Genomic DNA, 26,949 nt, shown 5'->3' with positions numbered 1-26,949 from the left:
TTCCTAACAGGCCACGGGCACCCCCCGTGGCCTGTTTTTTTTTGTCGCTATGGAGTGAACCATGCAAGACCTGCCCATCCACGCGCTGATGCCTATCGCCCACCGCCCCGACATCGTTTTCAGCCACGGCCAGGGCTCATGGCTGGTCGACACGCGAGGCAAGCGCTACCTCGACTTCGTGCAGGGCTGGGCGGTGAACGGCCTCGGCCACTCGCCCCCGGCGCTGGTGCGCGCGATTTCCGAGCAGGCCGAAAAGCTGATCAACCCGAGCCCGGCGTTCTACACCGAGCCGATGATTCTTCTGGCCGACGCGCTGTGCCGCCACAGCGCCTTCGACAAGGTATTCTTCGCCAACAGCGGCGCCGAGGCGAACGAGGGCGCGATCAAGCTCGCGCGCAAATGGGGGCGACTGCATCCGCGCGCCGATGGCGCAGCGCGCTTCGAGATCGTCACCTTCGACAACGGCTTTCACGGCCGTACGCTGGCGACCATGTCGGCGAGCGGCAAACCCGGTTGGGACACGATGTTCGCGCCGCAGGTCCTGGGCTTCAAGAAAGCGCGCTTCAACGACATCGAATCGGTGAAGGCGCTGATAAACGACGACACCATCGCGGTGATGCTCGAGCCGATCCAAGGCGAGGCCGGCGTGATCCCGGCGACGGATGATTTTCTGAGGGAGTTGCGCGAACTGACGCGGCAGCGCGGGCTGCTGTTGATCGCAGACGAGGTGCAGACCGGCTGCGGCCGCACCGGCCGACTGTTCGCGCACCAGTACGCCGGAATCGAACCCGACATCATGACGCTCGGCAAGGGCATCGGCGGCGGCGTGCCGCTGGCGGCGCTCCTGTGCCGCGACGAGGTGTCGGTGTTCGAGCCGGGCGAGCAGGGCGGCACCTACAACGGCAACCCGTTGATGACCGCGGCGGGCCTCGTGGTGTTCGGCGAGCTGAGCGCGCCGGGCTTTCTCGAAAACGTCGTGCGGCTCGGCGACGTGCTGCGCGATCGACTGCTGACGCTGTCGGAAGAGTTCGGCTTCGAGGGCGAGCGGGGAGTCGGTTTGCTCCGCGCGCTGAAGCTGGGACGCGACATCGGCCCTCAGATCGTCGAAAAGGCGCGCGAGTTCGCGCCGGAGGGATTGCTGCTGAACGCGCCGCGGCCTGACCTGTTGCGCTTTATGCCGGCGCTGAACGTCGGCGAGGACGAGATCGAGAAGATGGCGGACATGTTGAGGGCCGTGCTGCGTTCGATTCTGTGATGCCGAAGTAGGGCACGGTTCAAGCCGGCAAGCCGCCCAGCCTCGCCTTCAACTCCCGCTTTGCCTCTGCCACGAAAACCCGCGTTCTCGCGGGCAGCAGCCGGGCGTGCGGGTAGACGAGATTGACCGGGCGCGGCGGCGGCTCGAATGCTTCGAGCACGAGCCGCAGCCGGCCTGCCGCGAGGTGGGCCGCGACCTGGTAGGACAGAAAGACGCCAAAGCCGAGGCCCGCGAGGCAGGCGTCGATGGTCGGCGCAACCTGGTTGAATTCGAGCTTGCCCGACACCGGCACGGTGAACGCGCGCCCGTCCTCGTGGAAGGTCCAGCTCGCAGAGCCGAGGCCGGTGAAGCGCAGGCAGTTGGCGGCCGACAGTTCGTCCGGGTGGGTGGGAACGCCGTGGCGGGCGAGGAATTCGGGGCTGGCTACGGCTACCCTGCGGATGTCGCCCACCGGTTGCGCGACCAGCGACGAATCGCTCAGCGCGCCGATGCGCACGCCGACGTCGACGCCTTCCTCGAGCAGGTTGACCACCCGGTCGTGCAACATCAGCCTGCATTTCACCTGCTCGTAGCGCTGTACGAAGCCGGTGACGATCGGCGCCACGTGCAACTGGCCGAACAGCACGGGCGCGGTGATCGTCAGCGTGCCGGCGGGTTCGCTCTGCTGCGCGCTCAAGGCCGTCTCGGCCTCGTCGAGCGCCGCCAGGATGTGGCGGCAGCTCTCCAGGTAGGTGCGGCCTTCCTCGGTCAGCGACAGCCGCCGCGTCGTGCGGTTGATCAGCCGCAGCTTGAGATGCTCCTCGAGCGCGGCGAGCGTCCTCACCACGGCGGGCAGCGACGAATCGAGCGCCTTGGCCGCCGCGGTGAGGCTGCCGCCGTCTGCGATGGCGACGAAGGTCTGCATCGCGCGAAGTTTGTCCATGCGCCGATCATTGCTCCGTTATTCGCAGTAGTCAAATCCGATTGTGCGCATTTATCAGAGCAATGGCGCGGACGAGAATGAAGCTTGTTATCCAACAGACCAGGAGTTCGCCATGACCGTCCGCACCATCAAGCTTTATCGCAATCGCCTGTCCGGCCACGCACACCGCGCCGAATTGTTCCTGTCGCTGCTCGGCCTGCCTTACGAGGCGATCGACGTCGATTTCGCGGCAAAGGAACACAAGAGCGCGGCCTTCCTCGAGATGAACCCTTTCGGCCAGGTGCCGGTGATCGACGATGACGGCACGATCGTCGCCGATTCGAACGCCATCCTCGTCTACCTCGCGACGAAGTACGACGACGGCGCCTGGCTGCCGCGTGACGCGGCGAGCTTGGCGGGTGTACAGCGCTGGCTGTCGGTCGCCGCCGGCCAGATCGCGTCCGGCCCGGCCGCCGCGCGGCTCGTCACCGTGTTCGGCGCGCCTTATAACGCCCAAGAGCTGATCGCCCGCTCGCATGCACTGTTCGTGGTGATGGAAGGCGTGCTGGCAGACCGCCCTTGGCTCGCGGGCGACGCGCCGACCCTCGCCGACATCGCGTGCTACAGCTACATCGCGCATGCGCCGGAAGGCAACGTCACGCTCGAGCCTTACCCGAAGCTGCGCGCGTGGCTCGAGCGGATAGAGGTCTTGCCGGGCTTCGTGCCGATGGTGAGGTCTGACGTGCTGGCGCAGGCCTGATCCGGGCGGCAGGCATCCCCGGTAGGCGGCCCGCTGATCGTAATCAAACGCAAGGAGGCAATCATGACGCACACGACACCGGCCGGCTGGCCCCACGCGGATTCGCCTTTCCACCCGGGCGAGCAGGAAATGCAGCGGCGCGTTGGCGTGCGCGACAAGATCGAAGGCATCGGGCGGCGCGTGGTGCGCGACTACATGCCCGAGCAGCACCGCGAATTCTTCGCGCAGCTGCCGTTCATCGTCGCAGGCGCGGTCGACGAAAACGGTGTCCCCTGGGCCACGCTGTGGAGCGGCGAGCCCGGTTTCCTGTCGTCGCCCGACCCGCAGCGCCTGCGGATCGGCGCACTGCCCTTGCCCGGCGATCCGCTCGAACACGCGGTGACGCTCGGCGCCGCGTTCGGCCTGCTCGGCATCGAGCCGCACTCGCGGCGCCGCAACCGGATGAACGGTACCGTCGAATCGCTCGACGACACGGGCTTCACCGTCCGCGTCGCGCAAAGCTTCGGTAATTGCCCGAAGTACATCCGCAAGCGCTACGCGTTCGACACGGACGACGCGCCGCCGGCCGCCCCCGAGCGGCTGGACGCGCTCGATGCGGCCGCCGTCGCCGCGGCCGACACCTTCTTCATCGCGAGTTACTTCCGCGACGGCGAGGCGAGCCCGTCGCTCGGCGTCGACGTGTCGCACCGCGGCGGCGAACCCGGCTTCGTGCGCGTCGATAATGCGGGGACGCTGACCTGGCCCGACTACGCCGGCAACCTGATGTTCAACACGCTCGGCAACCTGATCGCGAACCCGCGCGCCGGGCTGGTGTTTCCGGACTTCGAGACGGGGGAGCTGCTGCACGTGGCCGGGCGCGGCGAGATCGTCTGGGACGGCGACGAGGTGAGTATCTTCGAAGGGGCGGAGCGCCTGGTGCGCTTTCGCGTCGATTCGGTCGTGAGGAGGCCGGCGGCGCTGCCGCTGCGTTTTATTCCCGCCGATTGATCCGGGCCCTCAGCGGCCGATATGCGGCGCGAGCACGCGCCACGCGGCGAGCTTGGCGTCGAGCTTCATCGTGTGCGCCGGGCTGGTAGACGGCAGCGCATAAAGGGCGAGGCCCGCCGGCAGCAAGGGTTGGCCGAGCCTCGCCGCGGTCGCGCCGTTGAAGGCGACCGCTTCGAGCGCCGGCAGCGTCGCGATGAGATCGGCCAGCGGGTTGGCCGAGACCTCGCGCAGATGCGTGTCGAGGCTGCCGCGACGCCGCGCGCGGCCGACGACGTCCCACAGGCCGACGCGGTGTGCGAGCAGTGCCGCCAGTCGTTCGGCGTACGGCAGCGTGACCAGGTCTTCGCCGGTCAACGCCGCCATGATGGTCCAGAACGCGTTGCGCGGGTGGGCGTAGTACTCGGCGGCGGCGAGCGACGCCTCGCCGGGCAGGCTGCCGAGGATCAACAGCCTGGTATCGGGCGCGACCACCGGCGGCAGGCCGTCGCGGAAGGGGTGAATATCGGGCATCGTGCCGATCATAGCGTGGCGCGCCGCCCTCACAGCCCGTACTTCTTCACCTTGTCGAACAGCGTGGTCTTGGCGATCTTCAGCGCCTCGCTCGCGCGCGAAAGGTTGCCTTCGTGGCGGCGCAGCGCCTCGGCGATCAGCGCGCGCTCGAACTGCTCTACCGACTGCGACAAGGGCAGCGCTACCGGCTCGGCCAACGTTTCCCCGGGGCGGCAGCCCAGCCCCAGCACGTGCCGTTCGGCGAGATTCCGCAATTCACGCACGTTGCCCGGCCACGGGTAGGCCAAGAGCGCGGCCATGTCGGCCGGCTCGATCGGCGGCGCGTCGCGTTCGAAGCGCAGCGCCGCCTGGATGACGAAGTGCTCGAACAGGATGGGCACGTCTTCGCGCCGTTCGCGCAGCGGCGGCAAGTCGAGCGTGACGACGTTGAGCCGGTAGTAGAGGTCGGTCCTGAAGCGCCCCGCCTCGCCCATCTCCTTGAGGTCGGCCTTGGTCGCGGCGACGACGCGCGTGTCTATAGGGATCAATGTGTTCGAGCCGAGCCGCTCGAGCGTCCTCTCCTGCAACACCCTCAACAGCTTGATCTGCATCGCCATCGGCATCGACTCGATCTCATCGAGGAACAGCGTGCCGCCGGCCGCGTGCTCGATCTTGCCGACGCGGCGCTTGGACGCGCCGGTGAACGCGCCGGCCTCGTGGCCGAAGATCTCGCTCTCGAACAGGTTCTCGGGCAGGCCGCCGCAGTTGATCGCGACGAAGTGCTTGCCCTGGCGTTGGCTCGCGTCGTGCAGGCAGCGCGCGACCAGTTCCTTGCCGGTGCCGGTCTCGCCGTGGATCAGCACGTTGGCCGAGGTGTCGGCGACGTCGGCGATCAGGCGTCGCAGCCGGTCGATCGCCGGCGACACGCCGATGATGTCGCGGCCGACGAGCCGGCCCCTGAGTTCTTCGACCTCGAGCGCGAGCCGGCGCTGTTCGAGCGCGCGGCGCGTCACCTCGACCAGCCGCTCGGGCGAGAACGGTTTCTCGAGGAAATCGTAGGCGCCGTCCTTCATCGCCTGCACCGCGAGCGCGACGTCGCCGTGGCCGGTGATCAGCAACACCGGCAGCGCTGCGTCGCGGCCCTTCAGTTCGCGCAAGAGCGCCATGCCGTCGATGCCCGGCAGGCGGATGTCGGACACGACGACGCCGCGAAAACCGGCGCCGACTTCCTTCAACGCCGCCTCGGCGCTGGCGAGCCCGCGCGTCGCGATGCCCTCGAGCGCGAGCGCCTGCTCGCAGCCGAGGCGCACCGCCGGGTCGTCTTCGACGATCAATACGCTCAGTGCGGTCAGCTTATCGGCCATGGTTTGCTTTCTCCGTGGACAGCGGCAGCGTCAGCGTGAAGCGCGCGCCGCCGCACGGATGGTTGTCGGCGACGAGGCTGCCGCCGTAGTCGTCGAGGATGCCGGCCGACAGCGTCAGCCCGAGGCCGAGCCCCTGGCCGACCGGCTTGGTGGTGAAAAAGGGTTCGAACAGCCGTACCTCGGTATCGATGGAGAAGCCCGGGCCGTTGTCGCGCACCGCAAGCGACAAGGTATCGTTGCCGAGCCGCTCGGCGCGGATTTCGATCCTGGGCGACTCGATGCCGGCGACCGCATCGAGCGCGTTGGCGATCAGGTTGACCAGCACCTGTTCGAGCCGGTTCGGGTCGCACGCGGCGACGAGTTCCGGATCGACATCGCGGACCAGTTCGAGCTTCATGCCCTTGAGCCGCGTGTCGAGCAGGAAGAGCGCGTTCTCCAGCGCCTCGGCCAAGTTGGCCGAGCTCGTCCCGTTGCCGGTCTTCCTCGCGAACGATTTCAGCGCGCCGGTGATGCGGCCCATACGCTCGACCAGCTGGTTGATCGTCGCAAGGTTGGTCTGGGCGGTCGTCAGATCGCCGCGCGCGAGGAATTTCTGCGTGTTGCCCGACAGGGTGCGCAGCGCGGCGAGCGGCTGGTTCAGTTCGTGCGCGATGCCGGTCGACATCTGGCCGATCACCGCGAGCTTGCCCGCCTGCAACAGGTCGTCCTGTGTGCGTCGAAGGGAAGCTTCGGCGCGGATGCGCTCGGCGACCTCGGCCTTGAGCTGGCGGTTGGCGGCCGACAGGTCGGCGGTGCGCTCGATCACCTTTCTTTCCAGCTCGTTGTTCGCCGCCTCGAGCGCGGCGCGCGCCGCTAAGCGCTCGGCGATGCGCCGCCTGCGACTGTTGAGCGCGACGGCGATCGTCAGCGCCAGCGCGGTGAGCGCGGCTGCCAAGAGCGCGCTGCCCATCGCCGCACGGCGCACTTCGCCGGTCGGCGACAAGAGGATCAGCTGCCACGGCGAGCCGGGCAGCGCAAGCCGCTGCGACAACAGCACCGGGCCGCGCTCGAGCCGCACCAGTTCGTCGCCGGAGGCGAGCGCCTCGACGCGCGCCAGGTCGATCGCCGGCAGCGGCGCGCGGTTGTACTGCAGGCTCTGCGCGATGCGCTCGCGCTCGGCGCTCGACAGCGTATTGAGCGTCGATAGCCGCCACACCGGGTTCGACGCGAGGATGACGACGCCGTTCTCGTCGGCGAGCATCACGCGCGTGTCGGCGTCCTGCCAGTGCGCCTCGAGCTGTTCGAGCCCGAGCTTGACGACCGCGACGCCTATCGGCGCGCGGCGGTTGCCTATAGGCGACGACAGGTAGTAGCCCGATTCGCCGCGCGTGGTGCCGACGCCGTAGAAGCGCCCGCTCTGGCCGGCGATCGCCTGCCTGAAGTACGGCCGGTAGCCGAGGGACTCGCCCAGATAGCTGTCGGTGCGCTGCCAGTTGCTGGTCGCCAGGACCTTGCCCTTCGCGTCGAGCACGTAGATCGCGCGCGTGCCCGAGCGCTCGTTCAGCGCGGCGAGATAAAAATTGGCGTCGGCGACGCGCGCTTTGTCGCGTGGATTCTCGAGCAGAGCGGCGATCTGGTCGTCGAGGCCGAGGATGCCTGGCAGGTAGTCGTAGCGCGCGAGTTCGCTGGCGAGCGTCTGGTTGTACAGACGCAGCTGCTGCTGGCCGCGCTCGCCCTGCCGCTCGAGCGCGGCGAGGCGGCTCGTTCTATAGCCGAGCCAGCCGGCGGCCGCGACCAGCGCCAGCGCGACGAGGGCGATGACGAATCGGTCGAGAAGGCGGCGCTGCTGTCGGATCATGGCGGGGACGGGATTCAAGGTGGCTTGATTGTTTCTACCACAAAAGGCTCGGCCAACCCTTGCGGGGTTGGCCGAGGGGGCTCGGGCGGCGTCGGGCACGGGGCAGGGCCTGAGGTGTCCGCGCCGCCGATTCGCCGCTTACTTGCTGGCGTAGGCCGGAGCGGCCGGCTCGGGCAGCTCGACGTCGACTTCGTCGTCGTCCTCGCGCGGCGCACCGATCTGGCCCTCGCTCTTGGCGACCACGGTGGTCGCGATCGCGTTGCCGAGCACGTTGGTCACGGTGCGGCCCATGTCGAGCACGTGGTCGATGCCGAGGATCAACAGGATGCCGGCCTCGGGCAGGCCGAACATCGGCAGCACCGCGGCGACGACGACCAGCGACGCGCGCGGCACGCCGGCGATGCCCTTGCTGGTGACGAGCAGCACGAGCAGCATGGTGATCTGCTGCGTCAGCGTCAGCTCGATGCCGTACACCTGCGCGATGAACAGCGCGGCGAACGACGTGTACATGATCGAACCGTCAAGGTTGAACGAGTAGCCGAGCGGCAGCACGAAGCCGGAGATGCGCTCCTTCACGCCGAACTTGCCGAGCTGCTCGATCACCTTCGGGTAGGCCGATTCGCTGCTGGCGGTCGCGAAACCGAGCATCAGCGGCGCGCGCAGCTGCTTGATGAGGCGGAACACGTCGCCCTTCAGGAACACGAAGCCACCGGCGATCAGCGCGATCCACAACAGGCCGAGCGACAGGTACATGCTGCCCAACAGCTTCGCATACACCACCAGCACCGACAGGCCCTGCTTGGTGATCACCGCGGCGATCGCGGCGAACACGCCCACGGGGGCGAACAGCATCACGTAGTGGGTGATCTTGAGCATCACGTGCGCGAGGCCGTCGATCGCGGCGAGCACCGGCTTGCCCGGGCCGTTCTTGACCGTGCCCAGCGCAAAGCCGAAGAACATCGAGAACACGACGATCTGCAGGATCTCGTTGCCGGCCATCGCCTCGGCGAAGCTCTTCGGGATCATGTGCGTGATGAAGTCCTTGACGTTCAGCGCGCCGGTCTTCAGTTCGGTGCTCGCGTGCGCGTCCGGCAGCGGCAAGTTGAGCCCGAGGCCCGGCGTCAGCACGTTGGCCATCACCAAGCCGATCATGAGCGAAGTGATCGACGCGGCCATGAACCAGCCCATCGCCTTGGCCGTGATGCGGCCGACCGCACGGCCGTCGTCCATGCTGGCGATGCCCGCCACCAGCGTCGCGAACACCAGCGGAGCGATGATCATCTTGATCATCCTGAGGAACACGTCGGTGAAGATCGAGAAGTAGCCGGCGATCGTCTTGGCCGCCTCGGGGCTGCCCGCGAGCTCGTGGGCGATCGTGCCGGTCGCGACGCCTAAGACCATCGCGACGCCGATGGCGGTGGTGAGTTTGTTGATTTTCATGGGGTCTCTCCTTGAGCCCGGCACGGGGCCGGGCAGGGCAAATCGGGGCTCAGTGCGCGAGCGCGCGCGGCGCGGTCAGCACTTCGGGACGCAGCACCTCGGCCAACTTGTCGGCGCTCATCAGGCCGCGTTCGAGCACGATCTCGGCGACGCTTCGGCCGCTCTCGTGCGCGGCGACGGCGACTTCGCTCGCGTGCCGGTAGCCGATATACGGGTTGAGCGCGGTCGCCAGACCGATCGACTGCGCGACGCTTTCGCGCAGCCGCTCGCGGTTGGCAGTGATGCCGACGACGCAGCGCTCGGCCAACGTGCGGCAACCCTGGGTCAGGTGGGCGAGGCTCTTGAACAGGCTGTACGCGATCACCGGCTCGAAGGCGTTCAGCTGCAGCTGGCCCGCTTCGGCGGCGAAGGTGATCGTCAGGTCGTTGCCGATCACCTCGTAGGCGATCTGGTTGACCACCTCGGGGATCACCGGGTTGACCTTGCCCGGCATGATCGACGAGCCGGCCTGCATCGCCGGCAGATTGATCTCGCCAAAACCGGCGCGCGGGCCGGAAGACAACAGGCGCAGGTCGTTGCAGGTCTTCGACAGCTTGACCGCGACGCGCTTCAAGACGCCCGACAGCTGCACGAAGGCGCCGCAGTCCTGCGTCGCCTCGATCAGGTTGGGCGCGGTCATCACCGCGATGCCGGAGAGCTCGGCCAACCTGGCGCGTACGGTCGCCGCGTAGTCGGGGTGGGCGTTGATGCCGGTGCCGATCGCGGTCGCGCCGAGGTTGATCTCGCGCATCAGCTGCGCCGCCTCGAACAGGCGCTCCTCGTCCTCGGCCAGCATCGTCGCGTAGGTCGAGAACTCCTGGCCGAGCGTCATCGGCACCGCGTCCTGCAATTGGGTGCGGCCCATCTTCAAGACGTCGGCGAACTCGGCGGCCTTGTCGTCGAACGCACCCTGCAGCACCGCCATCGCCTCGATCAGCGTCATCACGCCGTTGTACGCGGCCAGGCGCAGCGCGCTCGGGTACACGTCGTTGGTCGACTGTCCCATGTTCACGTCTTCATTAGGGTGCAGAAAGCGGTAGTCGCCGCGCGCGTGACCCATCAGTTCGAGCGCGCGGTTGGCGATCACCTCGTTCGCGTTCATGTTGGTAGACGTGCCGGCGCCGCCCTGGATCACGTCGACGACGAACTGGCCGTGCAAGGCGCCGGCGCGGATCTCGTCGCAGGCGGCGACGATGGCGCGCGTCTTCGCTTCCGGCAGCAGGCCGAGCGCGTGGTTCGCCTCGGCGGCGGCCGCCTTGATGACGGCGAGTGCGCGGATCAGTTCGGGGTAGCGGCCGATAGGCGTGCCGGTGATAGGGAAATTTTCCTGCGCGCGCAGCGTGTGGACGCCGTAGTAGGCGGCTGAGGGCACTTCTCGGTCGCCGAGCAGATCGTGTTCGATCCGGGTGTCGGTGGGACTCATGCTTTTCTCCAGTGTTGTGGCCTGCTGGTGTAATCAGGGCGCGCGGTCTGTCGCCGCGTCTGACGCTTCTATTGCACGCGCCGTGCCAGCTTTTTGGCCAAAAGGAGAAAGCTAAGTCATTGAAAAACAAGAAAGAAAAAAGCGGCTTGCGCCGCTTCGTTCGGATAACCGGATAGGGGTCCGAAAACCGCGTACGGAATTCCGAACGGCCGGCCCTCCGTCGGCGCTAGTCGCCGGTGTGCGCGTGCTCGTCGTCGTCGGGCGCGAGCATCTCGCGCGTGATGTCGATCCATGCGCGCGTCGCGTGCGACAGATAGGTGTCGCGTCGCCAGATCAGGCCGAGGTTCCACACCAGTTCGGCGTCGTTCAGCGGCACGAAGTCGAACAGCGAACGGTCGATGCGGCGCGTGATGCGCTCGGGCAACAGCGCGACGCCGAGCCGCGCGGCGACCAGCGCGACGATGAAGTCCCAGTGGCCGCTGCGCTCGGCGACCTTCATCTTCAGCCCGTCGCGCCGGTAGGCGTCGGCGACGCGGTGCGACAGCGTGAAGTCTTCCGGGTAGAGGATCAAGGGCTCGTCGGCGATGTCGGTGAGCTTGATGCTGGCCAGGCCCTTCCAGCGCGAGCCGGCCGGCGCGACGAGGCACAGCCGGTCGGACACGAAGCCGAAGTGGTCGAACACTTCCTCGTCGACCGGCAGCACCGCGACGCCGATCTCGAGCTGGCCCGAGCGCACCGCGTTCTCGACCGCGGTCGCGCCGTCCTCCATCAGCTTCAGTTCGACCCTCGGGTAGCGCGCATGGAAGGCGCTGACCACCGGCGCGAAGAAGGTCGCGCCTATCATCGGCGGCACGCCGACGACCAGCTCGCCGCGCTCGAGCGCGGTCAGGTCGGACAGTTCGTTGTTAAGCCGCTGCATCGCCATGAGCACGTCCTGGCCGCGCTCGTAGGTGACGCGGCCGGCGTCGGTGAGCCGGAAGCTCTTGCCTTCACGGATCAGAAGCGGCATGCCGAGCTCGTCCTCGAGCTGGCGCACCATCTTGCTGATCGTCGGCTGCGTGACGTACAGCGCCTCGGCGGCACGGGTGAAGCTCTGGCGGCGGACCACCTCGGTGAAATAGCGTAGACCGCGTATGTCCATATTGATTCCATATTGGAATGTTTCAGATGATTTTAATTCATTTTATTCATTCAACACGGAGGCATATACTCCGCTCATCGAATGCAAGTCATTGAAAGAGAGATGAATATGAAATCTGCAGCTGCCCTGGCGCTGAAGTCGCCGCAAGCCTACTTTGCCAAGCCGAACACCGAGCGTCCGAAGAAAAAAGTGTTCAACGACGACCTTCTGATGCCTTTTTACGCGGCCGTACCGTCGAAAGGCCAGAATAAGCCGGGTCAGTCGGTACGTAAAGATTCTGCTTTTGCATGGTTTTCGTTCTTCTAATTCATTTTAAGAATTGTAACGGCAACTTTAGACTCACCGCAATGGATCGCCCCAGCACCCGAAGGAGTGGAGATCATGACCCGCAACGCTAGCCAACAAGCAAAACCGGCCCTCCGTATCGCAGGCCAAGTGGCGCTGCTGAGCGCGGTGTGGTGGATGGCGACCCAATTGAGCCAGCACTTCATGCCGGCGGTGCCGGGCGGCGTGCTCGGCATGGCGGTGGTGCTGATCGGCCTGATCAAGGGCTGGCTGCCGCTCGACCTGTTCAAGAGCGGCGCGCGCTGGCTGCTCGCCGAAATGCTGCTGTTCTTCATCCCGGTGGTCGTCGCGGTGGTCCAGTACCCGGAGCTGATCGTCAGCGCCGGCGCGAAGATCCTCTTGGTGATCGTGCTGTCGACCGGCCTCGTGATGACGGCAACGTCGCTGACAGTGGACCGCTTCTACCGTCTCGAACTGGCGCTCAAGCGCCGCTACCGCACACGGGAGGCGTAAATGGGCAACGAAACGATCGCACTGGCCTGCTTCGCGCTGACGGTGATCCTGTATCTGGCGATCAAGCGGCTGAACGCGCACGTCAAGCGCTGGTGGACGTCGCCGATGATCGTGGTGCCGCTGTTGCTGATCGGCTTGCTGGTGGCGACGCAGACCCCGTACGAAACGTATTTCCGCGACACGCGCTGGCTGACCTGGCTGCTCGGCCCCGCGACGGTCGCCTTCGCAGTGCCGATCTACGAGCATCGCGCGCTGATCAAGAAGCACTGGCTGTCGCTCGCGTCGGGCGTGCTCGTCGGGATGCCGGTCGCGGTCGCCAGCTCGGTCTGGCTGGCGCGTGAACTCGGTCTGCCCGAGCTCTTGCAGAACACGCTGGCGACGCGCTCGATCAGCACGCCGTTCGCACTGGCCGCCGCGCCTAGCTTCGGCGCACAGCCCGAACTGGCGACGGTGTTCGTCGTGCTGACCGGCGTGTGCGGGATGCTGATCGGCGAGGCGATGCTGGCGATCCTGCCGGTCCGCTCGAGCCTCGCCAAGGGCGCCTTGTTCGGCGCGGCGGCGCACGGCGTGGGCACCGCCAAGGCGCGAGAGATCGGCGCCGAGGAAGGCGTCGTCGCCAGCCTGACGATGATGTTCGGTGGCCTCGCCACCGTGCTGGCCGCGCCTATCGTAGGCGGCTGGCTGTAAAGATTTCCCGGGCCGCCGGTCCCTCAACCGGCGCGTTTCTTGTGAGTTTCTCCTCTGTGCATGGTGTTGTACGCATGCTTTTGGGGCCGGCCTGATCGCCGGCCCTTTTTTCTTTGTGGCTTCCGTAAAAAAAGCTCGGCCAACCTTGCAGGTTGGCCGAGCTTCAGGCGCTGATCCGGGGGATCAGGTCTGATTATCAGGTCTTGGGCGTGATGTTGATCTCGACGCGGCGGTTCTTCGCGCGGCCCTCGGCGCTGGTGTTGCTCGCCACCGGCTGGTTCGGGCCGAAGCCGACGGTGCGGATGCGCGCGCCTGCCACGCCTTTGCCCTGCAGATAGCCGCCTACCGACGATGCGCGGCGTTCGGACAGCGCCTGGTTCAGCTGCTGCGTGCCGGTGCTGTCGGTGTGGCCGGACACGGTGATGCTGGTGTCGGTGTACTGCGCGAGCACCTTGGAAACGTCGTCGAGGCTGGTGCGCACGTTCGGGCGCAGCTCGGCGCTGTTCAGCGCGAAGGTGATGTTCTCCGGCATCACCAGGTTGATCTGGTCGCCGTTGCGGTTCACCTGCACCTGGCTGCCGGCGAGTTTCTCGCGCAGCAGTTTTTCCTGGTGGTCCATATAGGCGCCAACGCCGGCGCCGACCACGCCGCAGCCGAGCGCCGCGTTGCGCGCGCCCTTGCCGCCGTGCGTCATCGCGCCGACGATGCCGCAGGCGGCGGCGCCGCCGAGGCCGTACATGGCGGTCTTGCTCATTTCCTGCTGCCCGGTCTGCGGGTTGGTGGTGCAGGCGGCCAGTGCCACGGCCATCGCGGCCACGGTGGCGAGTTTGATGCGTTGAGCCATCTTAAGATTCCTTTTCTTGTCGCATGCCTGTCGGGTGGCGGACCCGGGTTCCGCCCTTGCCAAAATGGTAGCGGCAGGCCGGGCCGCTGTTATCAACATAACGATTAATTTTTGTGAAGCAAAGCGGATGAAATCATACGGCCATTCCAATGTAATGCCTTTCCCGGCGCCGGGCGGGCCACGCCGCGCGTGCTAGAATGGCGCCCGTTTCGAGGAGGCCGTCTTGTTCACCCTGTTTGAGAGCACCGAGCATTTCATCGTCGCAGACAAGGCGCCCGGCGCCGGTTTCCACCGCGAGGAAGACACACCGGCGCTGATAGACGCGGTGCGCGAAGCCTTGCACGACCAGGCGTTGTGGCCGGTGCACCGGCTCGACAAGGTGACCTCGGGGCTGATGCTGTTCGCGCGCTCCGAGGCGGCGGCGCGCGCGCTGTCCGAAGCGTTGGCCGAGCACACGCTTAAGAAGTACTACGTCGCACTGTCCGACCGCAGAGCGGCGAAGAAGCAGGGCTGGGTGAAGGGCGATATGGTCAAGGCGCGCGGCGGCGCGTGGCGGCTCGCGCACACGAACGACAACCCGGCGGTGACGCGTTTCCTGTCGTTTTCGCTCGCGCCGAAGCGCCGCTTGTTTCTGCTCGCGCCGCACACCGGCCGCACGCACCAGTTGCGCGTCGCGATGAAGAGCGTCAGCTCGCCGATACTCGGCGACGCGCTCTACGGCGGCACGCCGGCAGACCGCGTCTATCTGCACGCCTACGCGCTATCGTTTGAACTCTTCGGCGAGAGTCATCGCTTCGTCTGCCCGCCGACGCAGGGCGCCGAATTCCTGACGCCCGAATGCGCGGCCAAGTTGGCCGAGCTTTCCCAACCTTGGGATCTGTTGTAATGCCCGGGTTCGCCCCGCTTGTGCCGGCGCGCGTTGCACCCTAGCCTTGAAGAAGCCACACCGTCGGCGTCACGCCGACATTTTCCCCTTCACCGGACACGCAGCATGAACCTCGTTCGCCTGCGGACCGGCTCGCCCGGTCTGCCACAAAGCTGGTACACCCTCGACGTCATCCTCGCCGACGACTTCCCGCGCGTCTGAGTCATTCCATCTCCCGATCACGTTAACCGCCGGCCGCGAACCCTCGCGGGGTCAGCGCACGCCGGCTGGAGAGAGACCATGACCCGACGCATTCCCGAGCCGTTCCGCATCAAGATGGTGGAACCGATCAAGCAGACGACGTACGAACAACGCCGCACCGCGCTCGAGGCCGCCGGCTGGAACCCGTTTTTACTTCGCGCCGAAGACGTCTATATAGATTTGCTGACCGACAGCGGCACCGGCGCGATGAGCGACCGCCAGTGGGCGGCGCTGATGACCGGCGACGAGGCGTACGCCGGCAGCCGCAATTTTTACGAGCTCGCCGACACCGTGCGCGAGCTGTCAGGCTATCCGTTCACCATCCCGACCCACCAGGGCCGCGGCGCCGAGCAGATCCTGTTCCCGGAGCTGGTGAAGCGCGTCAAAGGGGCGGGCCAGCCGGTGTTCCTGTCGAACTACCACTTCGACACCACCAAGGCGCACGTCGAGATCGCCGGCGCACGCGCGATCAACCTGCTGACCCCCGAGGCGTTCGACACCACCGTACCCTACCCGTGGAAGGGCAACGTCGACCTCGAAGGCCTGGCCGAGGCGCTCGAGGTGCACGGCAAAAACGTCGCCGCGCTGATCCTTACCATCACCTGCAACAGCGCCGGCGGCCAGCCGGTGTCGCTCGACAATTTGAAAGCCGCGAGCGCGCTCGCGAAAAAGCACGGCGTGCCGGTGGTGATCGACGCGGCGCGCTTCGCCGAGAACGCGTGGTTCATCAAGCAACGCGACCCGGCTTACCGCGATGTGCCGCTCGCAGCCATCGTGCGCGAAGAGTTCGATTGCGGCGACATGTTCACGATGTCGGCGAAGAAGGACGGCCTCGTCAATATCGGCGGGTTGTGCTGCTTTAAGGAAGACGAGGAGCTGTTCCGCGCGGTGCAGGTGCGCTGCGTGCCGATGGAGGGCTTCGTCACCTACGGCGGGCTCGCCGGCCGCGACATGGCGGCGCTGGCGGTGGGCCTGAAAGAAGGGATGGACGAGGGCTACCTCGCCTACCGCATCGGCCAGGTCGCGTATCTGGGCCAAAGGTTGGCCGAGGGCGGCGTGCCGATCCAGACGCCGACCGGCGGCCACGCGGTGTTCGTAGACGCGAGGAAGCTGTTGCCGCATATAAGGCCCGAGCAGTTCCCGGCGCATGCGCTCGCGTGCGAGTTGTATCTCGAAGGCGGGGTGAGGGCGGTAGAGATCGGTTCGCTGCTGTTGGGCAGGAGCCCAGAGACCGGCGAGCAGGAGGCGTCGCCGTTCGAACTGATGCGGCTGACGATTCCGCGCCGCGTCTACACCAACGACCATATGGACTACGTCGCCGACTGCCTGATCGCGGTGAAGGAGCGCGCGGCGTCGGTGCGCGGCCTCGACTTCGTCTACGAGCCGCCGCTGCTGCGCCACTTCACCGCGCGCTTGAAGCCGATGGTGTGACAGGCCGAGCTCGGCCAACCTAATAAAAAAGCCGCCGGGGTTTCCGGCGGCTTTCTTTCGATGGACGGATCACTCGGTCGGCATCGTGCGCAGTTTCTCGCTCCTGCCGCGCAGCCATTCGAGCGTCAACAGCATCACCACCGAGAAGCCGATCAACAGCGTCGCCGCGGCGGCGATGGTCGGGCTCAGGTTCTCGCGGATGCCGCTGAACATCTGGCGCGGCAGCGTCGCCTGTTCGGGGCCGGCGATGAAGATCGTCACCACCACCTCGTCGAACGAGGTCGCGAACGCGAACAGCGCACCCGAGATCACGCCCGGTGCGATCAAGGGCAGCGTCACCTTGAAGAAGGCAGTGACCGGCGACGCGCCGAGGCTGGCGGCGGCGCGCACCAGGTTCTGGTTGAAGCCCTGCAGCGTCGCCGACACGGTGATGATGACGAAGGGCACGCCGAGCGCGGCGTGCATCAGGATCAGCGTCGTATAGCTCGCGTCCATGCCGAGCGGCGCGAAGAACAGATAGCCGGCGACGCCGACGATCACCACCGGCACCACCATCGGCGAGATCAGCACGCTCATCAACAGCGCCTTGCCGCGGAATTCGGCGCGCGTCAGGCCGATCGAGGCGAGCGTGCCGAACACCATCGCCAGCACGGTCGCCGACGGCGCGACGATCAGGCTGTTCTTCAGCGAGCGCATCCACTCGGCCGAGCCGAAGAAGTCCTCGTACCAGCGCATCGAGAAGCCGGTCAGCGGGTAGACGAGGAAGGAGCCCTCGTTGAACGACAGCGGCACGATCACCAGCACCGGCAGCACCAGGAACAGCAGGGTCAGCCCGCACAGCGCGCGGTGGGTGTAGAACCACACGCGTTCGATCGGCGACAGATAGGGATGGATCATGATGCGTTTCCTTTCTTAACCCAGGCGCAGGCGGTTGGCGCCGACGAGCCAGCTGTACACCACGTAGAGCACCAAGGTCGCGAGGAACAACAGGCCGCCCAGAGCGGTCGCCATGCCCCAGTTGATCGTCGTATTCGTATAGAAGGCGACGAAGTAGCTGACCATCTGGTCGCTCGGGCTGCCGAGCAGCGCCGGCGTGATGTAGTAGCCGATCGACAGGATGAACACCAGGAGGCAGCCGGCGCCGACGCCGGCGACGGTCTGCGGGAAGTACACGCGCCAGAAGCTTGCGAACGGGTGGCAGCCGAGCGACACCGCGGCGCGCAGATAGGTCGGCGAGATGCCCTTCATCACGCTGTAGATCGGCAGGATCATGAACGGCATCAGGATGTGCACCATCGCGATGTAGACGCCTACGCGGTTGAACACCAGTTCGAGCGGCGCGTCGGTAAGGCCTACCGCCATCAGCGCGCTGTTGATCAGGCCGCCGGATTGCAACAGCACGATCCACGACGCGACGCGCACCAGCACCGAGGTCCAGAACGGCAACAGCACCAGGATCATCAACAGGTTGCTCTGGCGCGTCGGCAGGCGGGCCAACAGGTAGGCGAGCGGGTAGGACAGCACGAGGCAGATCACCGTGACGACCAGGCTCATCCAGAGGGTGCGCGCGAAGATGTCAAGGTAGATCGCCTGGTCGGGCGTCGCCGGCGCGATCTCGCCGATCTCGTCGATACGGTGGTCGAGTGCGGCCAGCAGGTAGTACGGCGTGGTAGGGCTCGCGTTGCGGTGGATCACCTGCCAGTACGCCGGGTCGCCCCAGCGCTCGTCGATCTCGGTCAGCGCGGCCTTGTACGACGCCGGCGGGGTGCCGAACGGCAGCGCGCGGGCGGTCTTGCCCAAAAGGCTCCTATAGCCGGCGAGCTCCATATTGAGGCGCTTGCCGACGTCGCCTAGCGTCTGTTCCTCGCGCGCCTTGACGAGGTCGTCGGCGAGCGAACGGTAGACGGCCTCCGGCGGCAGCGCCTTGCCGTTCCAGTCGGCGATGGTGTTGACGGTGGCGGGCAGCGAACGCACCACTTCGGGGTTGTCGACGCTCTTCATCAACAGCGTCGCGATCGGCACGACGAAGGTCAGCAGCAGGAACGCCAACAGCGGCAGCACCAGCGCGAGCGAGGTGAGCTTGTTGCGGCGCTCGGCCTGCGCCAGGCGTTTTTTCAGCGGGACGCCGTCCTGGGTCTTGATCGGGGCGTTCGCGATGGGGGAGGTGGCCATCATGCATCGGACTCCGGAAGCTTAGATGACCGCCCGCGGCGGCGGGCGGCTCCAGCAAGAGGTTATTTGGCGGCCCAGGCGTTGAAGCGCTGTTCCAGCGTTTCGCCGTAGTCGGCCCAGAAGTTCACGTCGACCTTGACCGCGGTCTTCATGTTCTGCGGCGCGGTCGGCAGGTCGGCGGCGAGCTTCTTGTCGATCAGCGGCACCGCCTTGATGTTGGACGGGCCATAGGCGATGTTCTCCGAATAGACCTTCTGGTTCTCTGGGCGGCTCGCAAACGCGATGAACTTGTACGCCTCTTCCCTGTTCTTGGCGCCCTTAGGGATCGCCCACGAGTCGAAGTCGTACAGGCCGCCGTTCCAGACGATCTTCAGGTTCTTCTTGCCTTCCTGCTGTACCGCGGCGATGCGGCCGTTGTACGCCGAGCTCATCACGACGTCGCCCGACGCGAGGAACTGCGGCGGTTGCGCGCCGGCCTCCCACCACTGGATGCTCGGCTTGATCTGGTCGAGCTTCTTGAACGCGCGGTCGACGCCGGCCGGGGTGGCGAGCACCTTGTACACGTCCTTCGGCACGACGCCATCGGCCATCAGCGCGACCTCTAGCGTGTACTTGGCGCCCTTCCTCAGCCCGCGCTTGCCCGGGTATTTCTTCACGTCCCAGAAATCCTTCCAGCTGGTCGGCGCCGCCTTGAGCTTGTCGGCGTTGTACGCGAGCACGGTAGACCATACGAAGATGCCGATGCCGCACTGCTGTACCGCGCCCGGTACGAAGTCGGCCTTGTTGCCGATCTTGCCGTAGTCGAGCCGCTCGAACAGGCCCTCGTCGCAGCCGCGCGCCAGCTCCGGCGACTCGACCTCGAGCACGTCCCACGACACGCTTTTGGTGTCGACCATCGCCTTCACCTTCGCCATCTCGCCGTTGTATTCGCCGCCGATCACGTTGATGCCGGTCGCCTTCTTGAACGGGCCATAGAAGGCCTTCACCTGCGCTGTTTTGTTCGCGCCGCCGAAGGAGATGACCGTAAGGTCCTTCGCCATCGCCTGACCCGCCAACGCCAGACCGACCGCCACTACCGCCACTTTCACCGATGTCGACATTCGCTGTTTCTCCTTTTAGGGATATCCACGTCCTTATTCGGCGTGCTCGACGGCGTCGAGCGCGCGCACGTGTTCGGTCTGCCAGCCGAGCGGCACCACGTCGCCGACGGTCAGCGTCGGGTCGAGTTCGGCGATCGGCTGCTTGATGAAGAAGTCGGGCTTGCCACACACCTCCATGCGGATGCGCACGTGGTCGCCCAGGTAGATGAATTCCTGCACGCGGCCGGAGAAGCGGTTGCGACACGCCTCGCTGTGGCCGTTAAGGAAGATGCGCTCGGGGCGGATCGACAGCGATACCGGCTGGCCCGGGCCGCCGACGTTGACCGCCAGCGCCTCTACCGTCTCGCCGCGCGGCAAACGCACGACGCAACGGTCGCCGTCGTGGCTGACGAGTTCGCCGGAGAGCCGGTTGTTCTCGCCGATGAAGTTGGCGACGAAGGCGTTCTTCGGGTGTTCGTACAGCACCGCCGGCGCGTCGATCTGCTGGATCTCGCCCTGGTGGAACACCGCGACGCGGTCGGACATCGTCAGAGCCTCGCCCTGGTCGTGCGTGACGTAGACGACGGTGACGCCGAGGCGCCGATGCAGGTGCTTGATCTCCATCTGCATGTGTTCGCGCAGCTGCTTGTCCAAGGCGCCCAAGGGTTCGTCCATCAGCACCAGCTGCGGCTCGAACACCAGAGCCCGCGCCAGTGCGACGCGCTGCTGCTGGCCGCCGGACATCTGGCCCGGATAGCGGCTGGCGAACTTGTCGAGCTGGACCATAGAGAGGACTTTTTTCACGCGCTCGCCGACGTCGTGCTTGGGAATCTTGCGCACCGACAGCGGGAAGGCGAGGTTCTCGGCGACGGTCATGTGCGGGAACAGCGCGTAGTTCTGGAACACCATGCCGATGTCGCGCTTGTGCGGCGGCACGTTGTTCAGCGAGCGGCCGGCCAGCTTGATCTCGCCGGCGGTCGGCGTCTCGAAGCCGGCCAGCATCATCAGGCTGGTGGTCTTGCCCGAGCCGGACGGCCCGAGCAGGGTCAGGAATTCGCCCTTCCTGATGTCTAGGTTCAGGTCTTTGACGATCAACGTCTCGCCGTCGTAGCTCTTTTGTATCTTGCTAAAACGAACGAGGACATCGCTTGCGGGGGTCTCGGCCATGGCTCACACACCTAAGTTGACGCGGTATGGGGCCATGTTAGGCGGCGGGGCTGCGCGGCAATATCGGCGCTCGCCGGATTTTGCTGTCGGTGGGAGGGTGAAAGCTTTGTAGGGCGATTCCTACACGACCCTTAAGGGTCGTCGGGGGGCGCCGGACGACCAAAAGCCCTGGCTGTTTTAACCAGCACAGGGCTTTCGGGTTTCTCCCTCCGACAAAGGCCTAGAGGAAGAAGCACTACTATTATAGGCCTTGGCTCTGCATTTCATAGTGCGGATTGTCGCGCTCGATCCGGTCTAAAGGGCCAGGCTCACATAAGATGATTATCGATCGCATAGCGCACCAGTTCGGCCACCGAGTGCGCGTTCAGCTTCTGCATCAGCCTCACCTTGTGCGTGCTGACCGTCTTCGCGCTGATCGACAGCTGCTGCGCGACTTCATTGACGTTGGCGCCGTGCACCAGCCGTTCGAACACCTGGTACTCGCGCTCCGACAGCTGCGCGTGCGGCGGGCGCGAGTCGGTGAGGCTCACCTCGAACACCATACGGTCGGCGAGCTCGGGGTCGATATAGCGCCCGCCGGCGGCGACCTTGCGGATCGCGGCAAGCAGCAGCGCCGGGTCGCTGTCCTTGGTCGCGTAGCCGGCGGCGCCGGCTTTCAGCGCGCGCGCCGCCATCTGCACCTCGTCGTGCATGGACAGCACCAGGATGGCCGGCGGCGAATCGAACGCGCGGATGCGCGGGATCGCGTCCAGCCCGTTCACGCCCGGCATCGAGATGTCGAGCAACACCACTTCGCAGGCCGTGCGGCGCAGCACCTCGAGCAGTTGTTCGCCGTTGCACGCTTCGCCGGCGACGGTCAGGTCGGGCGCGAGCGAGATCAGCTGCTTGATGCCCTCGCGGACGATGGTGTGGTCTTCGGCAACGAGAACGCGGATCAAGGTGGGTCTCCTTCGGGGGGATCGAGCGGCACGATGAGCGTCAGCGTGGTGCCTTCGCCGGGCGTGCTTTCGATCGCGAGCGTGCCGCCGAGCATCATCGCGCGCTCGCGGATGCCGACGAGGCCGAAACCGGCGCGCGCCGTATCGGGTGCAAAGCCCCGGCCGTCGTCGGCGACGGTGAGGACCAGATCGTCTGCGGCTACGGCCAGCCTCATGACTACAGTATGCGCGTCGGCGTGGCGCAGCACGTTGGTCAGCGCTTCCTGCAGGATGCGGAACAGGCCGACCGCCTTTGCGTCGGACAGCTTCACCGGCGTCTCGGGCACCGACACGAGGACGGGGATCTGCGTGCGCGCCTCGAAGCGGCGTGCCTGCCATTCGATCGCCGATCCGATGCCGGCATCGAGGATAGGCGGACGCAGCGCGGTCGCGACGTCGCGGACGATGGCGAAGGTCTGGTCGATCAGCTTCTTCATGCTATGGAGGCGTGCGGCGAGCGCCGCGTCGTGCTCGGCGTGCGCGAACTCGCACATCGACGTTTCCAGCTTCAAGACGGTCAGCACCTGGCCGAGTTCGTCGTGCACCTCGCGGGCGATGCGTGCCTTTTCTTCTTCGCGCACCGATTCGAGGTGGGCCGACAGCTCGCGCAACTGCGCGCGCGAGTCGGCGAGGCCGAGCTCGCTCTCCTTGTTGGCGCTGATGTCCCACAGGATGCCGTCCCACACGACGCGGCCGTCGTCGAAGCGGCGCGCCGACGCCTTCAGGTCGGCCCAGCGCACGTTGCCTGCGCGCGTGCGGATGCGCCCCTGCCACTGCCAGTTATCTTGCGAGACGAGCGCGGCGCGCCAGCTTTTTTCGTATTCGGCGAGGTCATCGGGGTGGACCAGCGCGGCGAGGCCGCGCGCATGATCTAGCAGCTGCGTCGCCGGGTAGCCGACGAGCGCGAGGCTGGCTTCGCTGAGGAAAGCCAGTCGAGCGTCGGCGGCCGCACCGGCGCGTTCGAGCCGGAACACGAGGCCGGGCACGTTGGCGGCGATGCCGGCCAGCCGCGCCTCACTCTCCTCGAGCGCGGCGCGTGCGCGGCGTTTTTCGGTCTCGTCGGTGAGGAAGGCGACCAGGTATTCGGTGTCGCCGAAGCGCAGATGGCTCAAGCTGACGTCGACCGGCAGCCAGTGGCCGTCGGCGTGGCGGCAGTCGGTCTCGAAGCCGACCAGCGCCTCGGCGCGCACCTGCTTCCACAGGCCCAGCCAGCGGTCCATGTCGAGTTCGGGCTGCAGTTCGGCCAAAGGTTGGCCGAGCAGCGCGCCGCCCTTGAAGCCCAGCATGGATTCGGCCGCGCGGTTGGCGTAGCGGATGCGGCTGTCCCAGTTCACCCACAGGATGCCGACCGTGCTGTGGTCGACCGAGAACTGCGTCAACTGCAATGCCTCGCCGGCCGCGGCGCGCGCGTCGAGTTCGTGCCGCGTCGCCGCGAGCTTGTCTTCGAGCGCTTGCCGTTGCCGTTTCTGCCACAGGCCGACGATGGTCGCGGCGACGAACAACAGCAGGAACAGCAAGGCGATGCGCGCCCAGAAGCGCGTCGAATCGGCAAGCCGAGGGTAGGGCGGGCGGATCCAGCGCGCGTAGATCGCGTCGAGTTCGTGAGGCGGCACGCCGGCGAGCGCGCGGTCGATGAGCGCGTTCAGTTCCGGCCTGTCCTTGCGGCTGGCGATGCGCAAAAGCTGCGTGTAGCCGGTGTTGCCGACGATGGCCAGCCCGGAAAATTCGGGCTCGCGCATCAATATATTGAGCTCGGCTTCGTCTGCGATCGCGTATTCGGCGCTGCCGGCGATCAGGCGGCGCAACGCGGCGCGCGCCGAGTCGACCGGTTCGCGCTGCAGCACCGGGTAGTTGTCGGTGATGAACTTGACCAGCGCGTCGTGCGCGGGCAGCGCGACGCGGTCGTGCAGCGGCAGTTGTTCGAGGTCGACCGAGCCCTTTGCGCCTTTGGGGCCGACGACCTTGTGCGGGATGCGGAAGTAGGGCTCGGAATACAGCCACAGGGCTAGGCCGGCCGGCGTCTGCACGAGGCCCGGCGCGGCGTCGATCTCGCCGGCCTTCGCCGCGGCTTCGAGCGAGGCGACGTCGGGGAAGGTCTGCCATGCCAGCGGCAGTTTGAGCCGCGCGGCGATGCGGTTCAGCACCTCGACGTTGGCGCCCTTGAGCGCCTGCGTGCGGTTGTCGCGCATCGCGTACGGCGGTCGCAGCACGACGCCGACGCGGATCGCTTGGTGCGCGGCCTCGGCGAGCGCGAACGCCGGCAGTGCGGCGAGGCAAAAGAGGAGCACGAGGCCGATCAGCCGTTCGAGCGATTTGAGGAAACGGGCGGGGCGGCTCATGCGTTCATGAAAGGCGAGGGGGAGGCTCGGCCAACGTAGATAGGCCACGTTGGCCGAGGCTGGGTCTCTTTCATTCGAGCAGAGCAAAGCCGGTTTGGCCATCCCGAGGAAACCCGTCAGCGGCTTTTAGATAAGGCTCGGCCAACGTAGAAGGCCGCAGGCAAGGTTGGCCGAGCTTTTGGATACGGCCTCGGCCAAGCTTTTGGAGCTCCAAAAGAAAACGGGACCGTCAGGTCCCGTCTTGCTGGTGTCGCGTCGCTCAGTGGCCGATCGCCTCGACGGCGACTTGCGGTCGCGTCGGCAGGCCGGGGCCGAGCACCGGGACTGGCGTCTGGTTGAGCTGCTTGAGTTCGCCCTTCACATAGACGCGTGCGTCGACGGTGTAGCGGTGGCCGGGCTTGATCGACGCCCGGTCGTAGCACAGCGAAAAGGCGACCGGGAAGGCCTTCGGCAGCTCGATGATCTGTTCGGCGAGCACCGTCGACGGCGCGTCGGCGAGGCTGACGTCCAGGAGACGCACGCTGACGTGGGTGTCGGCGGCGCTCAGCGCGAGCGGCCTGGCCTCTACGACCTGGCCGTCAAGGTATTGCGGCGTATAGCGGCCGCCGAGGCTCGAGCAGCCGGCGAGAGTCAGGCTCGCGAGCGCGACGAGCGCGGCGCGGCGGGATGAGAACGGCGTCGGTTTCATCGGCATCCTTACTTGTCGGCTTCGGGCAGCATCGGGTCGAGTCTGACGACCGGGGTCTCCTGTGGTTTCCACTCGCCCTGGATGCGCCAGCCGGCCTTCGGGTCTTCGAGTCGCACGTACCAGTGGCCGGCGGCGGTCGGCGCGATCACCGCTTCGTACATCCCTTCGCCGATGCGCTTGGCCAAGACCGTCTGGTCGCTCTTGGACAGCGTCGGGTGCAGCAGGTGCAGCGTCAGCGCCTCGGGCAGCGCGACCTTGCTCCTGAGCAGCAGCCGCACCGCCTTGTGGTCGGGCGAGAACATCGCCTGCGCCTCGACGCCGAGCCGGGTCGCCTGCTCGTCGCGCTTGAGCTGCAGGTTGATTTCCTTGCCTTCCTTGTAATAGTCGTCGACGACCAGCGCGTCGTCGGTGTCTGCCGCCAGCTTGTAGGTGTAAAGTCCGGCGACGACGACGATGGCCGGGCCGGCCGCCAGCAGCCACGGCCACGGCTCCTTGTACCACGGGCGCTTGGGTTTCTTGCTGTCTTGCATGCGGCTCATTCTCCGATAAAGCTGGATTTTTCCTCGACCACCTTGGACGGGTCGTCGAGCGATTCGATGACGAAGTGGATCTCGTGGCTGCCTTTTGTCGCGTACTGCGGGTCGGCCTGCACGCGCACGGCTGCCGATTCGGTGGCGCCGCCGGGCACGGCGACCACCGGCGTGTCGGTGGACAGCTTCACGTCCGGCAGGCCCTTCACCGAGAGGCGGAAGCGCTGGCTTTGTTCCGACGTGTTGATGATCTTCAGGCTGTAGCTGTTCTCCAGCCAGCCGTCGTCGGTTTCGCGCACCAAGGATGCGCGGTCGCGCAGCACGTCGACCTTGAACGGCTTGCGCATCAGCAGCGAACCGAGCGACGCGCCGACCACGACCAGGAGCACCAGCGTGTACAGCACGACGCGCGGCCGCTTCAGGCGGGAGACGAACTCGCTTTCCGGATACGCGCCCTTGAGCGCGTTTTCGGTCGTGTAGCGGATCAGGCCGCGCGGGTAGCCCATCTTGTCCATCACGTCGTCGCAGGCGTCGATACAGGCGGCACAGCCGATGCAGGCGATCTGCAGGCCGTTGCGGATGTCGATGCCGGTCGGGCAGACCTGCACGCACATCGTACAGTCGATGCAGTCGCCGAGGCCCTCGTCGCGCGGGTTGACGCCCTTCTTGCGCGAGCCGCGCGGCTCGCCGCGCGCTTCGTCATACGAGACAATCAGCGTATCGGCGTCGAACATCACGCTCTGGAATTGTGCGTACGGGCACATATAGATGCACATCTGCTCGCGCAGGAAGCCAGCGAACAGATAGGTGAAGCCGGCGTAGAACAGGATCCAGAAGCTTTCCCACGGGCCGAAGGCGAAGGCCGGCAGCGCGGCGACGAGGTCGCGGATCGGCGTGAAGTAGCCGACGAAGGTGAAACCGGTGACGAGCGAGAACGCGATCATCAGCGCGTGCTTGGTCGACTTGATCCTGAGCTTTCTGGCGCTCATCGGCGACTTGTCGAGCTTCATCCGCTTGTTGCGGTCGCCTTCCACCCAGTTCTCTATCCACAGCATGATCTCGGTGTACACCGTCTGCGGACAGGAATAGCCGCACCACAGCCGGCCGGCGACGGTGGTCCACGCGAACAGACCGAAGGCGCTGCAGATCAGGAGGGCAGCTAAATAAATGAAGTCCTGCGGCCAGATGGTGAGGCCGAACAGGAAGAACTTGCGGTTGGCGAGGTCGAACAGCACGGCTTGACGCCCGTTCCAGCTCAGCCACGGCAGCGCCAGATAGACGAGCTGCGTGCCGAGCACGAACAGCACGCGCCAGTTGTTGAACACGCCCTTGACCGCGCGCGGATAGACCTTCTTGTGTACTTCGTAGAGCGAGGAGCCCTGGTCAGGGTCTTTTCCCGGCGGGGTGTGTACCACCCTGATCGGGATGTCTTTGAGAGAGTCGGACATGGTCTTTCCCTGTAAGAAGATTCCGGT

The 26,949-nt window shown here is 66.3% G+C and carries 25 protein-coding genes; 8 read left to right on the top strand and 17 right to left on the bottom strand.

Features of this window, described 5'->3' with window-relative positions; translation table 11 throughout:
- Window positions 1-61 precede the first annotated feature (61 nt).
- Window positions 62-1,255, top strand: a complete 1,194-nt coding sequence (locus DWG20_RS00950; RefSeq protein WP_115431992.1) for an acetylornithine transaminase — start codon at window positions 62-64, stop codon at window positions 1,253-1,255.
- Window positions 1,256-1,274: 19 nt separating this feature from the next.
- Here the strand turns inward: DWG20_RS00950 and DWG20_RS00945 are convergent, their stop codons facing one another.
- The gene (locus DWG20_RS00945) at window positions 1,275-2,177 is read right to left on the bottom strand and encodes a LysR family transcriptional regulator (protein WP_115431991.1); all 903 of its coding nucleotides are present in this window, start codon (window positions 2,175-2,177) and stop codon (window positions 1,275-1,277) included.
- 112 nt (window positions 2,178-2,289) lie between these two features.
- On the opposite strand from DWG20_RS00945, the gene DWG20_RS00940 reads away from it, so the two are divergent.
- Both DWG20_RS00940 and DWG20_RS00935 read left to right on the top strand, forming a co-directional pair.
- Window positions 2,290-2,916 carry a glutathione S-transferase family protein gene (locus DWG20_RS00940; RefSeq protein ID WP_115431990.1) on the top strand — a complete coding sequence of 209 codons (627 nt, stop codon included), beginning with the start codon at window positions 2,290-2,292 and terminating at the stop codon, window positions 2,914-2,916.
- Between the two features lie 63 nt (window positions 2,917-2,979).
- Window positions 2,980-3,903 carry a pyridoxamine 5'-phosphate oxidase family protein gene (locus DWG20_RS00935; protein ID WP_115431989.1) on the top strand — a complete coding sequence of 308 codons (924 nt, stop codon included), beginning with the start codon at window positions 2,980-2,982 and terminating at the stop codon, window positions 3,901-3,903.
- Window positions 3,904-3,912: 9 nt separating this feature from the next.
- Here DWG20_RS00935 and DWG20_RS00930 read toward each other — a convergent pair whose 3' ends face one another.
- The 6 genes from DWG20_RS00930 to DWG20_RS00905 all read right to left on the bottom strand — a co-directional run bounded on the left by DWG20_RS00930 (window position 3,913) and on the right by DWG20_RS00905 (window position 11,636).
- Window positions 3,913-4,413 carry a DNA-deoxyinosine glycosylase gene (locus tag DWG20_RS00930; RefSeq protein ID WP_115434697.1) on the bottom strand — a complete coding sequence of 167 codons (501 nt, stop codon included), beginning with the start codon at window positions 4,411-4,413 and terminating at the stop codon, window positions 3,913-3,915.
- A 29-nt stretch (window positions 4,414-4,442) separates the two neighbouring features.
- The gene (locus tag DWG20_RS00925) at window positions 4,443-5,756 is read right to left on the bottom strand and encodes a sigma-54-dependent transcriptional regulator (protein ID WP_115431988.1); all 1,314 of its coding nucleotides are present in this window, start codon (window positions 5,754-5,756) and stop codon (window positions 4,443-4,445) included.
- Window positions 5,746-7,593 (bottom strand): sensor histidine kinase, encoded by a 1,848-nt coding sequence (locus tag DWG20_RS00920; protein WP_115431987.1) that lies wholly within the window; start codon window positions 7,591-7,593, stop codon window positions 5,746-5,748. The genes DWG20_RS00925 and DWG20_RS00920 overlap by 11 nt, the downstream gene beginning before the upstream one ends.
- A 138-nt stretch (window positions 7,594-7,731) precedes the next feature.
- Window positions 7,732-9,033, bottom strand: coding sequence for a dicarboxylate/amino acid:cation symporter (locus DWG20_RS00915; RefSeq protein WP_115431986.1), 1,302 nt, complete (start codon window positions 9,031-9,033; stop codon window positions 7,732-7,734).
- A 49-nt stretch (window positions 9,034-9,082) separates the two neighbouring features.
- Window positions 9,083-10,495: an aspartate ammonia-lyase gene (gene aspA, locus DWG20_RS00910; protein ID WP_115431985.1), complete on the bottom strand. Its 1,413-nt coding sequence runs from the start codon at window positions 10,493-10,495 to the stop codon at window positions 9,083-9,085.
- 226 nt (window positions 10,496-10,721) lie between these two features.
- Window positions 10,722-11,636: a LysR family transcriptional regulator gene (locus DWG20_RS00905; protein ID WP_115431984.1), complete on the bottom strand. Its 915-nt coding sequence runs from the start codon at window positions 11,634-11,636 to the stop codon at window positions 10,722-10,724.
- Window positions 11,637-11,744: 108 nt separating this feature from the next.
- Here DWG20_RS00905 and DWG20_RS00900 point away from each other — a divergent pair, with 108 nt between their 5' ends.
- The 3 genes from DWG20_RS00900 to DWG20_RS00890 all read left to right on the top strand — a co-directional run bounded on the left by DWG20_RS00900 (window position 11,745) and on the right by DWG20_RS00890 (window position 13,121).
- On the top strand, window positions 11,745-11,942 hold the full coding sequence (locus tag DWG20_RS00900; protein ID WP_115431983.1) for a hypothetical protein: 198 nt from the start codon (window positions 11,745-11,747) through the stop codon (window positions 11,940-11,942).
- 75 nt (window positions 11,943-12,017) lie between these two features.
- On the top strand, window positions 12,018-12,434 hold the full coding sequence (locus DWG20_RS00895) for a CidA/LrgA family protein (RefSeq protein ID WP_115431982.1): 417 nt from the start codon (window positions 12,018-12,020) through the stop codon (window positions 12,432-12,434).
- Window positions 12,435-13,121 carry an LrgB family protein gene (locus DWG20_RS00890; protein ID WP_115431981.1) on the top strand — a complete coding sequence of 229 codons (687 nt, stop codon included), beginning with the start codon at window positions 12,435-12,437 and terminating at the stop codon, window positions 13,119-13,121.
- A 196-nt stretch (window positions 13,122-13,317) separates the two neighbouring features.
- Here the strand turns inward: DWG20_RS00890 and DWG20_RS00885 are convergent, their stop codons facing one another.
- Entirely contained in the window at window positions 13,318-13,965 is a 648-nt protein-coding gene (locus tag DWG20_RS00885) for a YiaD family glycine zipper/OmpA-like lipoprotein (RefSeq protein ID WP_115431980.1), read from the bottom strand.
- Window positions 13,966-14,188: 223 nt separating this feature from the next.
- On the opposite strand from DWG20_RS00885, the gene DWG20_RS00880 reads away from it, so the two are divergent.
- Window positions 14,189-14,851: a TIGR01621 family pseudouridine synthase gene (locus DWG20_RS00880; RefSeq protein WP_115431979.1), complete on the top strand. Its 663-nt coding sequence runs from the start codon at window positions 14,189-14,191 to the stop codon at window positions 14,849-14,851.
- Window positions 14,852-15,130: 279 nt separating this feature from the next.
- On the top strand, window positions 15,131-16,522 hold the full coding sequence (locus DWG20_RS00875; protein WP_115431978.1) for a tryptophanase: 1,392 nt from the start codon (window positions 15,131-15,133) through the stop codon (window positions 16,520-16,522).
- Window positions 16,523-16,591: 69 nt separating this feature from the next.
- Here DWG20_RS00875 and DWG20_RS00870 read toward each other — a convergent pair whose 3' ends face one another.
- From DWG20_RS00870 to ccoG, 9 genes are all read right to left on the bottom strand, one after another.
- A complete protein-coding gene (locus DWG20_RS00870; protein ID WP_115431977.1) occupies window positions 16,592-17,419 on the bottom strand; it encodes an ABC transporter permease in 828 nt (275 codons plus the stop codon).
- 15 nt (window positions 17,420-17,434) lie between these two features.
- Window positions 17,435-18,697 carry an ABC transporter permease gene (locus tag DWG20_RS00865; RefSeq protein ID WP_245944744.1) on the bottom strand — a complete coding sequence of 421 codons (1,263 nt, stop codon included), beginning with the start codon at window positions 18,695-18,697 and terminating at the stop codon, window positions 17,435-17,437.
- Window positions 18,698-18,756: 59 nt separating this feature from the next.
- Window positions 18,757-19,794: an ABC transporter substrate-binding protein gene (locus DWG20_RS00860; protein ID WP_115431976.1), complete on the bottom strand. Its 1,038-nt coding sequence runs from the start codon at window positions 19,792-19,794 to the stop codon at window positions 18,757-18,759.
- A 33-nt stretch (window positions 19,795-19,827) separates the two neighbouring features.
- Window positions 19,828-20,940 carry an ABC transporter ATP-binding protein gene (locus DWG20_RS00855; RefSeq protein ID WP_115431975.1) on the bottom strand — a complete coding sequence of 371 codons (1,113 nt, stop codon included), beginning with the start codon at window positions 20,938-20,940 and terminating at the stop codon, window positions 19,828-19,830.
- Window positions 20,941-21,248: 308 nt separating this feature from the next.
- Complete coding sequence (locus DWG20_RS00850; protein WP_115431974.1) at window positions 21,249-21,878, bottom strand: response regulator; 630 nt, start codon at window positions 21,876-21,878, stop codon at window positions 21,249-21,251.
- A complete protein-coding gene (locus DWG20_RS00845) occupies window positions 21,875-24,256 on the bottom strand; it encodes a PAS domain-containing sensor histidine kinase (protein ID WP_115431973.1) in 2,382 nt (793 codons plus the stop codon). The genes DWG20_RS00850 and DWG20_RS00845 overlap by 4 nt, the downstream gene beginning before the upstream one ends.
- Before the next feature lie 259 nt (window positions 24,257-24,515).
- Window positions 24,516-24,944 (bottom strand): YbaY family lipoprotein, encoded by a 429-nt coding sequence (locus DWG20_RS00840; protein ID WP_115434695.1) that lies wholly within the window; start codon window positions 24,942-24,944, stop codon window positions 24,516-24,518.
- 8 nt (window positions 24,945-24,952) lie between these two features.
- On the bottom strand, window positions 24,953-25,474 hold the full coding sequence (locus DWG20_RS00835) for a FixH family protein (protein WP_115434694.1): 522 nt from the start codon (window positions 25,472-25,474) through the stop codon (window positions 24,953-24,955).
- A 5-nt stretch (window positions 25,475-25,479) separates the two neighbouring features.
- Window positions 25,480-26,922 (bottom strand): cytochrome c oxidase accessory protein CcoG, encoded by a 1,443-nt coding sequence (gene ccoG / locus DWG20_RS00830; RefSeq protein WP_115431972.1) that lies wholly within the window; start codon window positions 26,920-26,922, stop codon window positions 25,480-25,482.
- Window positions 26,923-26,949 lie beyond the last annotated feature (27 nt).

It is taken from the genome of Crenobacter cavernae (assembly GCF_003355495.1).
GTDB classification, from domain to species: domain Bacteria; phylum Pseudomonadota; class Gammaproteobacteria; order Burkholderiales; family Chromobacteriaceae; genus Crenobacter; species Crenobacter cavernae.
This window is presented reverse-complemented; position numbering and strand designations above follow the sequence as displayed.

Coding starts and splice junctions, on each gene's coding strand:
- DWG20_RS00895 (WP_115431982.1), top strand. CDS start 12,018: ATGACCCGCAACGCTAGCCAACAAGCAAAACCGGCCCTCCGTATCGCA.
- DWG20_RS00920 (WP_115431987.1), bottom strand. CDS start 7,593: ATGATCCGACAGCAGCGCCGCCTTCTCGACCGATTCGTCATCGCCCTC.
- DWG20_RS00900 (WP_115431983.1), top strand. CDS start 11,745: ATGAAATCTGCAGCTGCCCTGGCGCTGAAGTCGCCGCAAGCCTACTTT.
- DWG20_RS00930 (WP_115434697.1), bottom strand. CDS start 4,413: ATGCCCGATATTCACCCCTTCCGCGACGGCCTGCCGCCGGTGGTCGCG.
- DWG20_RS00865 (WP_245944744.1), bottom strand. CDS start 18,697: ATGATGGCCACCTCCCCCATCGCGAACGCCCCGATCAAGACCCAGGAC.
- DWG20_RS00885 (WP_115431980.1), bottom strand. CDS start 13,965: ATGGCTCAACGCATCAAACTCGCCACCGTGGCCGCGATGGCCGTGGCA.
- DWG20_RS00890 (WP_115431981.1), top strand. CDS start 12,435: ATGGGCAACGAAACGATCGCACTGGCCTGCTTCGCGCTGACGGTGATC.
- DWG20_RS00905 (WP_115431984.1), bottom strand. CDS start 11,636: ATGGACATACGCGGTCTACGCTATTTCACCGAGGTGGTCCGCCGCCAG.
- DWG20_RS00950 (WP_115431992.1), top strand. CDS start 62: ATGCAAGACCTGCCCATCCACGCGCTGATGCCTATCGCCCACCGCCCC.
- DWG20_RS00925 (WP_115431988.1), bottom strand. CDS start 5,756: ATGGCCGATAAGCTGACCGCACTGAGCGTATTGATCGTCGAAGACGAC.
- DWG20_RS00835 (WP_115434694.1), bottom strand. CDS start 25,474: ATGCAAGACAGCAAGAAACCCAAGCGCCCGTGGTACAAGGAGCCGTGG.
- ccoG (WP_115431972.1), bottom strand. CDS start 26,922: ATGTCCGACTCTCTCAAAGACATCCCGATCAGGGTGGTACACACCCCG.
- DWG20_RS00860 (WP_115431976.1), bottom strand. CDS start 19,794: ATGTCGACATCGGTGAAAGTGGCGGTAGTGGCGGTCGGTCTGGCGTTG.
- DWG20_RS00945 (WP_115431991.1), bottom strand. CDS start 2,177: ATGGACAAACTTCGCGCGATGCAGACCTTCGTCGCCATCGCAGACGGC.
- DWG20_RS00875 (WP_115431978.1), top strand. CDS start 15,131: ATGACCCGACGCATTCCCGAGCCGTTCCGCATCAAGATGGTGGAACCG.
- DWG20_RS00915 (WP_115431986.1), bottom strand. CDS start 9,033: ATGAAAATCAACAAACTCACCACCGCCATCGGCGTCGCGATGGTCTTA.
- DWG20_RS00845 (WP_115431973.1), bottom strand. CDS start 24,256: ATGAGCCGCCCCGCCCGTTTCCTCAAATCGCTCGAACGGCTGATCGGC.
- DWG20_RS00855 (WP_115431975.1), bottom strand. CDS start 20,940: ATGGCCGAGACCCCCGCAAGCGATGTCCTCGTTCGTTTTAGCAAGATA.
- DWG20_RS00940 (WP_115431990.1), top strand. CDS start 2,290: ATGACCGTCCGCACCATCAAGCTTTATCGCAATCGCCTGTCCGGCCAC.
- DWG20_RS00935 (WP_115431989.1), top strand. CDS start 2,980: ATGACGCACACGACACCGGCCGGCTGGCCCCACGCGGATTCGCCTTTC.
- aspA (WP_115431985.1), bottom strand. CDS start 10,495: ATGAGTCCCACCGACACCCGGATCGAACACGATCTGCTCGGCGACCGA.
- DWG20_RS00840 (WP_115434695.1), bottom strand. CDS start 24,944: ATGAAACCGACGCCGTTCTCATCCCGCCGCGCCGCGCTCGTCGCGCTC.
- DWG20_RS00870 (WP_115431977.1), bottom strand. CDS start 17,419: ATGATCCATCCCTATCTGTCGCCGATCGAACGCGTGTGGTTCTACACC.